Raw genomic sequence first — 12,004 nt, 5'->3', positions numbered from 1 at the left:
TTGAAGTGTGAATTAACAGGCGTTTGGTGTTGATTTGCGATGGCCACTTCGAGCCACTTTGCCGCATTTGCCGCCAGTCCTCGCAGACTGAGACGCCTGAAATCTCCACACTGGCGGGATTTTTTTCGCCTACTAATTAATGCCGCTGCGCACCGGCATGCCCTGGCGCACATACACCCAGTAATTTGGCATGCACCTGACCTACGGGGGCTTCTGAATCGATTACCGGTAGTTCGTTAAATCCGGCGGTAGAGGTCAATGCCGTGTCCGGTGGTGACCGCGTCGATCAGGGCCTGGAGCTCTGAGGGTGGGTCTGTGTCCGTCCAGGCTCGCCACCACCGGGTGAGGGTGATGGCGGGGGTGAGCCAGGACCGGATGGCCCGTAAGGCCCTGGGCCAGCAGGGCTGTTGGGGCTGGTGGGGTTCGGTTGATCCCCCTCTCTGGCCCGTCGTCGGGGCATGGGTCCGGCGCGGTGGCATCCAGGGGTCCCGGTGGGGCGAACCACTGGTCCCAGCAGAAGGAGAAGGCGCAGTTGACCAGGGTCTGGTGGCGGCGGATGGCGCGGTCGGAGCGGACTTGGAAGTCGGCCCAGCCGAGTTCGTCCTTGATCTGTTTGTAGCTCTGCTCGATCCAGGGCCGCAGTCCGTAGAGGTGGACGATCTCGGCGAGGCCCGCCGGCGGGTGCGGGCCGGTGGCAGCGTGGGGTGTGTCGGGGTGGGGCAGGCTGGTGGCCAGGTACCAGGTGGCCTTCTCCGGCAGGCTGCCCGGATCGGTGGTGGCCACGACCAGCCGGCAGGGAGAGTCGGGGCCGTAGCCGCCCAGGCGGGCATCAGCCGCCCACCAGGTCTCGGTGTGCCCGTCACGGAAGTGACGTTCCACGGGCATCCAGTCGCCTGGATGCCTGGCATCGCGCCAGGCCAGTGAGTGTGCGGCTTCGATGGGGGTGTGCGGCTGGTCGGCCGGAGCCCAGGTGCCGCGGTGCGGCTTGAGCGCGACCACGTAGGCCAGGCCGGCCTCGCGCAGTGCGAGGTACCAGTCGTCGCTGACCGAGTAGGCGCAGTCGGCGACCACCGCCCGGCAGCCGAAGCCGGCCTCCTTCCCTCGGGCCGCGAGGGCAGCGGCCAGCTGTGGTTTCGTGCGGAAGTCCGGGTCGGAGCGGCTGCGGGTGAAGTGGTGGGCGGGGGTGTAGGGAGCCGCGTGCAGCGGGTAGTACACACGGCCGTCGGTCCACACCGTGGTCACCGTGACGATGCCGTTGTCCGTCTTGCCGTACCGGCCCAGCCACTGTCGGCCCACGTGCGCGGTGGCCGTGCCGTCCTTACGGTCCCCGGAATCGTCGATCACGATGACCCCGCCGTCGTGCGGAGCCGTCGCCGACTGCTCACGCAGCAGCTCAAGCCGCCGGTCGTTGACCTGCTCGGCCTCCCAAGGGGACTCGGACAGGAAGAACTGCAGCCGCTGCACCCCCGCCGTCCCCGCACCCGCCACCGGCTCCGCCCCTGCCAGGCATGTGATCGTCTTGTTCCGCTCCCGTGGTGCCAGCAGTCCCGTCAGGTACTCGCGAAACCCCCGCCGCTGAGCCAGACTGAAGAAGAGGTCGTCGAACCGCGCCGCATAGTCCTCCAACGGCCCCGGCGCAGGCGGACACGGACGGCGAGCGGTCATCTTCAGCCCCCAGCCAGGTAGTTGACTCCTACCACCGGCCTACGACCAACCCGGCCTGCCGTCAACCCGCACCACCGCCGGATTTAACGAACTACCGTTACTGAGGTTGAACTCGTGATGTCGCTGGGGTGCTCAGGCGGGTCGGATGGTCAGGCCGGTCTCGGCGAGGCAGCCGTCTATGAGGTCGCTGCGGTACTGGATGTGCCGTAAGCCGCGTCGGATGCGGTGGACGAGGTGTTCGGGAGTGCTGAAGGCGACGTTGGAAAGCCAACCGCGCCGCAGCAGTGACCAGATCCCTTCGACGGGGTTGAGGTCGGGTGCGTAGGGCGGCAGGTAGTAAATGGTCAGCCAGTCCCGGACTGCCGCCCATTCCCGCAGGTCGGCGGCTTTGTGGACGTTCAGGTTGTCCCAGACGAGAACGATCGGGCCGCCGAGCTGCTGGTGGGCGGCGATCAGCAGGTCCCGGTAGTCGCGCCAGGAGAAGCTTTTGCGTCCGTCGCGCGGGCCGTCGTCCCGGCGCGGCCGGTAGATCAGCCGGGACCGGTGGCCGGGTTTGTAGCAGGTCAGCGCAGCGATCGATATCCGTCTGCGCGAACGGCCGCGGACCCGCACCACCGGGGTCCGGCCGCGCTGGGACCAGGTTTTCGCCTGCGGCGGCGTCATGGAGAATCCGGCTTCGTCCTCAAAGACCAGCCAGGCTCCACTCACCGCCGCGAGCCTTCCGCGCAGGGCCACACCTCCTTGACCCACCCGGCCACCGCATCGTCGTCCCGCTCCATCGCCCGTCGGGCCGGGACCTGGCAGGACCATCCGTTACGGACCAGCAGCTTGCGCACGCCCTGGACCGTGTAGGTCAGGTGGAAGCGGCGGCCGATCACCGTCTTCACGCGGCTCAGGGTCCACCGCTGGTCTTCCCAGCCGTGAGCGGCCGCCCCTTTGGCCAGCTCTGCCTCCAACTGGGCGAACTGCTTATCGCTCAGTCGCGGCAGCGACGCCGGCCCCTGCGACCGCAGAGCCCGCGGACCGCCCTCGTCCCACACCTGCCGCCACCGCTGTACCGAGCGGACGCTGACGCGCAAGTCCTTGGCGATCACCGAGCTCGCCTCACCCTGGGCGAACCTCTCAGCCGCCTTCAGCCGTAACTCCTCGCGGAACTGCTGCCGTTCGGCGGTCAGCCCGCCCCCTTGTGGATACCGCATGTCCTGGTGATACCGCACAGACGACGAGCCGTCAGCCCCTACGACACCACGAGTTCAACCTCAGTACCGGTAGTTCGTTAAATCCGGCGGTGGTGCGGGTTGACGGCAGGCCGGGTTGGTCGTAGGCCGGTGGTAGGAGTCAACTACCTGGCTGGGGGCTGAAGATGACCGCTCGCCGTCCGTGTCCGCCTGCGCCGGGGCCGTTGGAGGACTATGCGGCGCGGTTCGACGACCTCTTCTTCAGTCTGGCTCAGCGGCGGGGGTTTCGCGAGTACCTGACGGGACTGCTGGCACCACGGGAGCGGAACAAGACGATCACATGCCTGGCAGGGGCGGAGCCGGTGGCGGGTGCGGGGACGGCGGGGGTGCAGCGGCTGCAGTTCTTCCTGTCCGAGTCCCCTTGGGAGGCCGAGCAGGTCAACGACCGGCGGCTTGAGCTGCTGCGTGAGCAGTCGGCGACGGCTCCGCACGACGGCGGGGTCATCGTGATCGACGATTCCGGGGACCGTAAGGACGGCACGGCCACCGCGCACGTGGGCCGACAGTGGCTGGGCCGGTACGGCAAGACGGACAACGGCATCGTCACGGTGACCACGGTGTGGACCGACGGCCGTGTGTACTACCCGCTGCACGCGGCTCCCTACACCCCCGCCCACCACTTCACCCGCAGCCGCTCCGACCCGGACTTCCGCACGAAACCACAGCTGGCCGCTGCCCTCGCGGCCCGAGGGAAGGAGGCCGGCTTCGGCTGCCGGGCGGTGGTCGCCGACTGCGCCTACTCGGTCAGCGACGACTGGTACCTCGCACTGCGCGAGGCCGGCCTGGCCTACGTGGTCGCGCTCAAGCCGCACCGCGGCACCTGGGCTCCGGCCGACCAGCCGCACACCCCCATCGAAGCCGCACACTCACTGGCCTGGCGCGATGCCAGGCATCCAGGCGACTGGATGCCCGTGGAACGTCACTTCCGTGACGGGCACACCGAGACCTGGTGGGCGGCTGATGCCCGCCTGGGCGGCTACGGCCCCGACTCTCCCTGCCGGCTGGTCGTGGCCACCACCGATCCGGGCAGCCTGCCGGAGAAGGCCACCTGGTACCTGGCCACCAGCCTGCCCCACCCCGACACACCCCACGCTGCCACCGGCCCGCACCCGCCGGCGGGCCTCGCCGAGATCGTCCACCTCTACGGACTGCGGCCCTGGATCGAGCAGAGCTACAAACAGATCAAGGACGAACTCGGCTGGGCCGACTTCCAAGTCCGCTCCGACCGCGCCATCCGCCGCCACCAGACCCTGGTCAACTGCGCCTTCTCCTTCTGCTGGGACCAGTGGTTCGCCCCACCGGGACCCCTGGATGCCACCGCGCCGGACCCATGCCCCGACGACGGGCCAGAGAGGGGGATCAACCGAACCCCACCAGCCCCAACAGCCCTGCTGGCCCAGGGCCTTACGGGCCATCCGGTCCTGGCTCACCCCCGCCATCACCCTCACCCGGTGGTGGCGAGCCTGGACGGACACAGACCCACCCTCAGAGCTCCAGGCCCTGATCGACGCGGTCACCACCGGACACGGCATTGACCTCTACCGCCGGATTTAACGAACTACCGGTACCAGTAGTTCGTTAAATCCGGCGGTGGTGCGGGTTGACGGCAGGCCGGGTTGGTCGTAGGCCGGTGGTAGGAGTCAACTACCTGGCTGGGGGCTGAAGATGACCGCTCGCCGTCCGTGTCCGCCTGCGCCGGGGCCGTTGGAGGACTATGCGGCGCGGTTCGACGACCTCTTCTTCAGTCTGGCTCAGCGGCGGGGGTTTCGCGAGTACCTGACGGGACTGCTGGCACCACGGGAGCGGAACAAGACGATCACATGCCTGGCAGGGGCGGAGCCGGTGGCGGGTGCGGGGACGGCGGGGGTGCAGCGGCTGCAGTTCTTCCTGTCCGAGTCCCCTTGGGAGGCCGAGCAGGTCAACGACCGGCGGCTTGAGCTGCTGCGTGAGCAGTCGGCGACGGCTCCGCACGACGGCGGGGTCATCGTGATCGACGATTCCGGGGACCGTAAGGACGGCACGGCCACCGCGCACGTGGGCCGACAGTGGCTGGGCCGGTACGGCAAGACGGACAACGGCATCGTCACGGTGACCACGGTGTGGACCGACGGCCGTGTGTACTACCCGCTGCACGCGGCTCCCTACACCCCCGCCCACCACTTCACCCGCAGCCGCTCCGACCCGGACTTCCGCACGAAACCACAGCTGGCCGCTGCCCTCGCGGCCCGAGGGAAGGAGGCCGGCTTCGGCTGCCGGGCGGTGGTCGCCGACTGCGCCTACTCGGTCAGCGACGACTGGTACCTCGCACTGCGCGAGGCCGGCCTGGCCTACGTGGTCGCGCTCAAGCCGCACCGCGGCACCTGGGCTCCGGCCGACCAGCCGCACACCCCCATCGAAGCCGCACACTCACTGGCCTGGCGCGATGCCAGGCATCCAGGCGACTGGATGCCCGTGGAACGTCACTTCCGTGACGGGCACACCGAGACCTGGTGGGCGGCTGATGCCCGCCTGGGCGGCTACGGCCCCGACTCTCCCTGCCGGCTGGTCGTGGCCACCACCGATCCGGGCAGCCTGCCGGAGAAGGCCACCTGGTACCTGGCCACCAGCCTGCCCCACCCCGACACACCCCACGCTGCCACCGGCCCGCACCCGCCGGCGGGCCTCGCCGAGATCGTCCACCTCTACGGACTGCGGCCCTGGATCGAGCAGAGCTACAAACAGATCAAGGACGAACTCGGCTGGGCCGACTTCCAAGTCCGCTCCGACCGCGCCATCCGCCGCCACCAGACCCTGGTCAACTGCGCCTTCTCCTTCTGCTGGGACCAGTGGTTCGCCCCACCGGGACCCCTGGATGCCACCGCGCCGGACCCATGCCCCGACGACGGGCCAGAGAGGGGGATCAACCGAACCCCACCAGCCCCAACAGCCCTGCTGGCCCAGGGCCTTACGGGCCATCCGGTCCTGGCTCACCCCCGCCATCACCCTCACCCGGTGGTGGCGAGCCTGGACGGACACAGACCCACCCTCAGAGCTCCAGGCCCTGATCGACGCGGTCACCACCGGACACGGCATTGACCTCTACCGCCGGATTTAACGAACTACCGGTACCTGCTGGTAGCGCCACCTGCCAGAGATTGCCGGCCCAGGACACCGCCGAACACCGCAAAGGCACGCCCTGCCACGACACAAAGACGCCCCGCCGGAACAAGCCGACGGGGCCCCTCACCGCTCAGACCGCCGTGGCCGCCGTCGGTTCCTCGAACTGCGTGCGGTACAGCTCCGCGTACCGCCCGCCGCCAGCAGCCCTTCGTGCGTGCCCCGTTCGACGACGCGTCCGGCTTCGAGGACCAGGATGAGATCGGCGGCGCGCACGGAGCCGACCGTGGCCCGCAGGGAGTCCGCGGTGAGGTCGCGCACGTCGACCCCGTCGACGCGGACGGCGCCCGCGTCGACGTCGTACAGCCGGGGCAGCAGTTGCGCGATCGTGGACTTGTCCACGCCAAAGGAGCCGACGAGGGCGACGGTCCGGCCGGGTTCGGCGCGGAAGGAGACGCCGTGCAGGACCTCGGCGCCGCCCCGGGTGTCCAGGGCCGCCACCTCCTCCAGGGAGGCCAGGGAGACCTTGTCGGCCGCGGGGTAGCCGAAGCGGACGTCGTCGAACTCGACCGCCACCGGCCCTTCGGGCACCTCGACGGCGTCGGGCTTCTCCTCGATGAGCGGCCTGAGGTCCAGCACCTCTTGGCCTCGATCCACCGACGTGGCTTGAGAGTGATCTTCTGAGGGGCTGGTGAGCCGGGGGTGGCGGTGGTGGCCTTGGCGTGGAAGGCCGAGGTCAGGCCGCCGGCGGCCCGCAGCAGGTTGTAGGCCATGCGTGCGTTGACCGACACCTCTGATCCAAGAGGGGGTGCTGCTCGCGATCACGACTCACGGGAGATGGCTCGCTGCACCAGGTCCTGGAGCACGTCTTGCTCCTGCTGAGTCAGTGTCAAAAGGGGTTCCTCGCAAAGGAATTTCAGCAGCCCTTCCCGGCGCTCGGCGCCCTGGGGGGTGAGGGTCAGCTGCTTGGCCCGGCGGTCGGTGGGGTGGGGACGCCGTTCGACCAGCCGCAGTTCCTCCAGCTTGTCGAGCGGGAGGATGGCGTTCGACGGTTCGCAGCCCATCCGCACGGCCAACTCGCTCAAGGTCATCGGGCCCGTCAGTTCGCGCAGCGCGGAGGCCTGCGCGACGGTGAAACCGATCTTGGCCACGCGTTCACGGACACGCGCATTGTTCTGCATGTCCAGCTCATGCACCAGCTTCATCAGCTGCCACTGCGCTTCCGCCTGCGATTCCGATGTCGTCGTCATGCCCTCCAGGCTAGCAAGCTCCTTCAACCTATTATAGTTATGACTCATAGCCTTTTCGTGCATAATCTTTCAGTGCACAATCACATGGAGGTCAGACCCATGACGGACACCACAACCCCCGTAGACGAGCGGCTCCGGCGTCCCCCGGGCATCCGGACCCTCACCCTCGGCGACACCAAGCTGACCTACGTCCCGGACGGCCAAACCGTGACCGACGGCGAGGAGGTCTTCCCCGGCGTCCGCGTCATGCTCGCCCCCGGCCACAGTGCCGGCCACACCGCCTACGTCATCGAGGAAGGCGGACAGCGGGTCATCGCCTTCGGCGACGCCTTCCACTCCCCCCTCCAGATCACCCACCCGCTGTGGGAGAACCCCTTTGACCACGACCACGCACAGGCCACCAGTCTCCGCCACCGCCTCGTCCTGGACATGGCCAACAAGCCCGACACGATCGGCTTCGGCATCCACTTCGCCGACGTGCCCTTCGGCCGCGTCCGGATCGAGGACAACCAGGCGTCCTGGCAGCCCATCGACGCCTGAGAAGCCGTATCCCTATCGATCATGGGGACGGTTCTGGTCGAGCACGGTCCCTGGTCGGGTGATCTTGGCCGGGTGGGTGCATGAGAACAGGGCCCCTTGGTAGCTCGGAGTTGCGACGCTCGAGCACGAAGGAGACCCTGTTGCTGCAGTCTTGCGTGATCACCCCGGTGCCGTCCAACTCCCGTGTGCTGGAGTGTGATTGCCTCGCTCACCGGTTCGGGAACGCGGCCGACCATCCGAACAGGGTGCGGAGGTATCCGTCGGACATGACGGACGCGGAGTGGGCGGTGGTGCGGGACGCGATGCCTGTTCCGGCGTGGCTGGAGGGCCGGGGCGGACAGCCGGAGGGTTACTGCCACCGGCAGATGCTGGATGCGATCTTCTACGTCACCGACAACGGCATCAAGTGGCGCTCCATGCCCGTCGATTTCCCTGTCTGGGACCGCGTGTATGCCTACTTTCGCAGGTGGCGCCAGGCGGGCCTGGTCAAGGAGTTCCACGACCGGCTGCGCGCTCGGACCCGTGAGGCCGAGGGCCGGGATACGGAGCCGACAGCGGCGATCATCGACTCGCAGTCGGTCAAGGGCGCCGCCTCGGTGCCCGCCGCCTCACGCGGCTACGACGGCGGCAAAAAGATCAACGGCAGGCGCCGGCACGTCATCACGGACAGCCTCGGCCTGCTGCTGATGGTGCTGGTGTGTGCCGCCGACATCACCGACCGCCAGGCCGCCCGCGTCATGCTGCCGGGGCTGCGGGCACGGTTCCGCAAGATCAGCCTGGTGTGGGCCGACGGCGGCTACCGCGGCCGCCTCGTCGACTGGGCGAGAGAAAAACTCCAGCTCACCCTGGAGATCGTCAAGCGCAGTGACGACATGGCGGGGTTCGTGGTGTTGCCTCGTCTTCTGTGGAATCTGATTTGTCAAGTAGTTCAGTTTTTGCCCTGGTTGACGGCGACGATGGGCAACAGTGTCGCGGTCGCCGGAACGCCGATCTGGCGAGGCGTCGCGCCAGCTGGCGTGGGGACGTCGACCAGCCGTTCCAGTAGCTGGTCGAGTGCGGCCTGGCCGTCGTCGACGGCGGCGCGTTCTTCGTCGTTGAGCGGGACGCTCGCCAACATGCGCTGGAGGTTGTCCTTGGCCTCCAGGAGCTGGCCCTTGCTGGAGTCTTTCGGCGTGTAGAAGTCGCAGCGAGCGCAGGCCATGCGGTGTGGGCACTGCTCGAAGACGTATAGGTGCAGAACCCGTGACCGAGGTCGTAGTACTGCCACGGCTCGCCCGACGCGGCTGCTCCGGAGGTGACCGCATCCCGGTCGACCAGAACCTCGATGGTGCGCACGTTGCGCTCGAAATACCCGGCGTCGTTGTAGGCCCTGGCCAGGGTGTTCGGGGTGATCTTCGCGTAGTGCTGAGTCGACTCCGGGCTCCGGTGACCGAGCCAGGCTTGCAACTCGAACAGCGTCATCGGCTCCTTGGCGTTGTAGAGCTGACTCGCGATGGTCGAGCGGGCCCGGTGGCTGGTGATGTTGCCCCGGACATCGGCGGTCGGGACGCCGGCCTTCTGGCAGAGCGACGGGATGATCGTCCCGTTGACGTAGGTCTTGGCGACCCGGCGAGCCCTCATCGCGAAGAGGAGGTCGACGTGCTCACCGGTCTTGCGGTCCAGCATCTTCGGCTGTTGCGGCCGCAGTTCCTGCCGTGCCTCGATCGCCTTGCCCAGCAGAGGATCGACGGGCTTGGTGAACGAAGTACCGGTCTTGTGGGTGGGGACGTCCAGCAGGCAGACGGCATCCCGTGCCAGTACCTCGTCAGAGTCACCGGGGATCGGGAAGCCCTCGTGCTGCCAGCGGACGCAGCCCACGCGAAGTCGCGCGATCTCGTCACTGCGCAGGCCGCTGAACAGCCAAGTCAGGGATAGCACCCGCAGGAGCTCGAACGGATAGCGCAGGCTGTTGAGTCTGGTCGGCAGATCATCGGGGCCGATGTTGAGCCCGGGCCACAGCAGTTTGGCCCAGATGTCGTCGGCTATCACCCGCGGGTCGGGGCCGAGCATCGCCGCGATCGTCCTGGGCGTGGACAGCGCGCGCACGGGGTCGAACCGTCGGGGTATCCACTCCCATTCCTGCAGGTCGCGGAAGAACGCCCGGGTCGTGGTGAGGTAGCCCGACTTGGTGTGTGGTGTGACTGGTTGACCTGTCCGCGTCTCGTGGCTGGCGAGTCTCTGGGAGTAGTCGCCGACCCGGAGCTTGTCCACCGCAGCGACCCAGGACGCGCAGGTCTGACGGGTCCACTGGTCCGGCTCCGTGATCTCCGGATGTTCGGCCGCGAGCCAGCGTCCGATCTTCGACAGCAGGGAGCGGTTGTTGTCGCGGACCTTGCGCGACAGCGTGGAGGTGGAGTGCCAGCGTTCGATCCATTCAGCCCACGAACGCGAGGTCCCCTCGATCTCGGGCATCCGCCCGCGATACGGAGTCGGAGGCTAGGAACAGTGCCCGAGCTCGGCCACGGCCCGCTGGATCCCATAGAGGGCTCCGATATAGCGGTCCGGCAGGTCAGGATGCTGACGGATCCGATCGAATGCGGGCCTTGACCCTTGATCCTGGACACACGAGACACTGGATCCTGAGGATCTGGGAACGGACATCTCGTGGTCATGAAGAACTATCCGCCGGAGTTCAAGGCGGACGCGGTCGCGCTGTACGAGTCGCGGCCCGAGGCGACGATCAGGCAGGTTGCTGCCGATCTGGGGATCAACCCCGAGACCTTGCGGAACTGGGTCCGGGCAGCTGGTGCGAGCCGACCGCGGGGACGCCGGGCGGAAGTGCCGGCCGAACCGCCGACGCCGTTGGAGGCGGAGAACGCGGCCCTGCGCAAGAAGGTCCGCGAGCTGGAGGAGGAACGCGAGATCCTGCGCAAGGCGGCGAAGTATTTCGCCGGGGAGACGCGCTGGTGAACCGCTTCCAGTTCGTCGCCGACCACCACCGCCGCTACGGCGTGAAGCGGCTGTGCACCATCCTGGGCATTGCCCGCTCCAGCTTCTACTACTGGCGTCGGACGGCCGCGGACCGGGCCGCCCGGCAGGCGGCCGACGCCCGCCTCGCCGCCCGGATACGGGCCGTGCACCGCGAGTCGGACGGCACCTACGGTGTCCCTCGGATCACCGCCGAGCTCCGCGAGGCGGGCGAGCGCGTCAACCACAAGCGGATCGCGCGTGTGATGTGGGGTGCCGGTCTGGCGGGCGTGCGCTTGCGCCGCAGACACCGCACCACTGTTGCGGACCCGGCCGCGGCGAAGGCCCCGGACCTGATCGGCCGCGACTTCACGGCAAGCGAGCCGAACACGAAGTACGTCGGCGACATCACCTATCTCCCCCTGGACGGCGGGAAGTTCCTCTACCTTGCCACCGTCATCGACCTTGCCTCACGCCGCCTCGCCGGCTGGGCGATCGCAGATCACATGCGCACCGAGCTCGTCACCGACGCCCTGGCCGCCGCCGAGCGGACCCGCGGCAGTCTCACCGGGGCGGTCATGCACACCGACCACGGGGCCCAGTACACCAGCCGGGCCTTCGCCGATGCCTGCCGGAGAGCCGGCGTCCGCCAATCCATGAGCACGATCGGCTCCAGCGCGGACAACGCGCTTGCCGAGTCCTTCAACGCAACGTTCAAACGCGAGACGCTCCAGGGCCGCAAGACCTGGTCCAGCGAGCGCGAGGCCCGCCTCGACGCTTTCCGCTGGCTCAACCGCTACAACACCCGACGCCGTCACTCCCGCCTCGAGCACAGCAGCCCGATCGCCTTCGAAACAGCGTCCCGAAGCACATCAACTACGCTGACACCCGCCGCATAACCCGTGTCCAGGATTCCGGGTCAAGGCCCCCCGGTAAGACCACCCGCGAGATGTACAACCTCAAGCCGGTCATCCCTCTGTCCGGCACCGCAGCCGACGACTGGTGGATCCGCCAGGCTCAGCAGAGCGGTCTCACCGTTCACACGGTTCTCAGCACGCCCCTGGACGCCGCACGCGGCGAACATGCCCAGGGAAAGCACCGCATCCGCCATGCCCGCACCCGCTTCGACGGCACCGCCGCCATCGCCGATCCAGGCCTGTTCCAACGCCGACTCATCGAAGGAACTGGGCGCGGAAAGGCCTACGGATGCGGTCTGCTCAGCCTGGCCCCCGCATGACCCCGCCCCACCGCGCACCACACAACACCGCC

Annotated in this window: 10 protein-coding genes and 2 pseudogenes; 6 read left to right on the top strand and 6 right to left on the bottom strand. The window is 68.2% G+C overall.

Annotation, left to right across the window (positions count from 1 at the left end):
- Window positions 1–255: 255 nt before the first annotated feature.
- The 3 genes from HUT19_RS00695 to HUT19_RS00685 all read right to left on the bottom strand — a co-directional run bounded on the left by HUT19_RS00695 (window position 256) and on the right by HUT19_RS00685 (window position 2,864).
- Window positions 256–1,626: an IS701 family transposase gene (locus HUT19_RS00695; RefSeq protein WP_254885339.1), complete on the bottom strand. Its 1,371-nt coding sequence runs from the start codon at window positions 1,624–1,626 to the stop codon at window positions 256–258.
- Window positions 1,627–1,797: 171 nt separating this feature from the next.
- Window positions 1,798–2,328: a transposase gene (locus tag HUT19_RS00690; protein ID WP_254886098.1), complete on the bottom strand. Its 531-nt coding sequence runs from the start codon at window positions 2,326–2,328 to the stop codon at window positions 1,798–1,800.
- Between the two features lie 41 nt (window positions 2,329–2,369).
- A complete protein-coding gene (locus tag HUT19_RS00685) occupies window positions 2,370–2,864 on the bottom strand; it encodes a winged helix-turn-helix domain-containing protein (RefSeq protein ID WP_176178559.1) in 495 nt (164 codons plus the stop codon).
- A gap of 203 nt (window positions 2,865–3,067) precedes the next feature.
- On the opposite strand from HUT19_RS00685, the gene HUT19_RS00680 reads away from it, so the two are divergent.
- Window positions 3,068–4,438 (top strand): IS701 family transposase, encoded by a 1,371-nt coding sequence (locus HUT19_RS00680; protein ID WP_254885339.1) that lies wholly within the window; start codon window positions 3,068–3,070, stop codon window positions 4,436–4,438.
- A 169-nt stretch (window positions 4,439–4,607) separates the two neighbouring features.
- Window positions 4,608–5,978, top strand: coding sequence for an IS701 family transposase (locus tag HUT19_RS00675; RefSeq protein ID WP_254885339.1), 1,371 nt, complete (start codon window positions 4,608–4,610; stop codon window positions 5,976–5,978).
- A gap of 154 nt (window positions 5,979–6,132) precedes the next feature.
- Here HUT19_RS00675 and HUT19_RS00670 read toward each other — a convergent pair.
- Together HUT19_RS00670 and HUT19_RS00665 are read right to left on the bottom strand one after the other, a co-directional pair.
- Window positions 6,133–6,641: pseudogene (locus tag HUT19_RS00670) on the bottom strand (ATP-binding cassette domain-containing protein); the annotation flags it as partial.
- A 179-nt stretch (window positions 6,642–6,820) separates the two neighbouring features.
- Window positions 6,821–7,249, bottom strand: a complete 429-nt coding sequence (locus tag HUT19_RS00665) for a MarR family winged helix-turn-helix transcriptional regulator (RefSeq protein ID WP_176178576.1) — start codon at window positions 7,247–7,249, stop codon at window positions 6,821–6,823.
- Window positions 7,250–7,348: 99 nt separating this feature from the next.
- Here HUT19_RS00665 and HUT19_RS00660 point away from each other — a divergent pair, with 99 nt between their 5' ends.
- Both HUT19_RS00660 and HUT19_RS00655 read left to right on the top strand, forming a co-directional pair.
- On the top strand, window positions 7,349–7,789 hold the full coding sequence (locus HUT19_RS00660) for an MBL fold metallo-hydrolase (RefSeq protein ID WP_176178575.1): 441 nt from the start codon (window positions 7,349–7,351) through the stop codon (window positions 7,787–7,789).
- Window positions 7,790–7,869: 80 nt separating this feature from the next.
- A pseudogene (locus tag HUT19_RS00655) lies at window positions 7,870–8,613 on the top strand (IS5 family transposase); the annotation flags it as partial.
- Between the two features lie 31 nt (window positions 8,614–8,644).
- On the opposite strand, the gene HUT19_RS00650 reads toward HUT19_RS00655, so the two are convergent.
- Window positions 8,645–10,240, bottom strand: coding sequence for a tyrosine-type recombinase/integrase (locus tag HUT19_RS00650; RefSeq protein ID WP_254885343.1), 1,596 nt, complete (start codon window positions 10,238–10,240; stop codon window positions 8,645–8,647).
- Between the two features lie 192 nt (window positions 10,241–10,432).
- On the opposite strand from HUT19_RS00650, the gene HUT19_RS00645 reads away from it, so the two are divergent.
- Together HUT19_RS00645 and HUT19_RS00640 are read left to right on the top strand one after the other, a co-directional pair.
- Window positions 10,433–11,634, top strand: a protein-coding gene (locus HUT19_RS00645; protein WP_254885342.1) for an IS3 family transposase whose coding sequence is annotated in 2 segments (ribosomal slippage) — window positions 10,433–10,724 and window positions 10,724–11,634 — 1,203 coding nt in all. Because the reading frame shifts where the segments join, the coding sequence is not laid out codon by codon here.
- The gene (locus HUT19_RS00640; RefSeq protein ID WP_254886100.1) at window positions 11,520–11,972 is read left to right on the top strand and encodes a type I-E CRISPR-associated protein Cas6/Cse3/CasE; all 453 of its coding nucleotides are present in this window, start codon (window positions 11,520–11,522) and stop codon (window positions 11,970–11,972) included. The genes HUT19_RS00645 and HUT19_RS00640 overlap by 115 nt, the downstream gene beginning before the upstream one ends.
- Window positions 11,973–12,004: the final 32 nt, after the last annotated feature.

The sequence above is a fragment of the Streptomyces sp. NA02950 genome, assembly GCF_013364155.1.
Taxonomy (GTDB): domain Bacteria; phylum Actinomycetota; class Actinomycetes; order Streptomycetales; family Streptomycetaceae; genus Streptomyces.
This window is presented reverse-complemented; position numbering and strand designations above follow the sequence as displayed.

Coding starts and splice junctions, on each gene's coding strand:
- HUT19_RS00660 (WP_176178575.1), top strand. CDS start 7,349: ATGACGGACACCACAACCCCCGTAGACGAGCGGCTCCGGCGTCCCCCG.
- HUT19_RS00685 (WP_176178559.1), bottom strand. CDS start 2,864: ATGCGGTATCCACAAGGGGGCGGGCTGACCGCCGAACGGCAGCAGTTC.
- HUT19_RS00665 (WP_176178576.1), bottom strand. CDS start 7,249: ATGACGACGACATCGGAATCGCAGGCGGAAGCGCAGTGGCAGCTGATG.
- HUT19_RS00690 (WP_254886098.1), bottom strand. CDS start 2,328: ATGACGCCGCCGCAGGCGAAAACCTGGTCCCAGCGCGGCCGGACCCCG.
- HUT19_RS00650 (WP_254885343.1), bottom strand. CDS start 10,240: ATGCCCGAGATCGAGGGGACCTCGCGTTCGTGGGCTGAATGGATCGAA.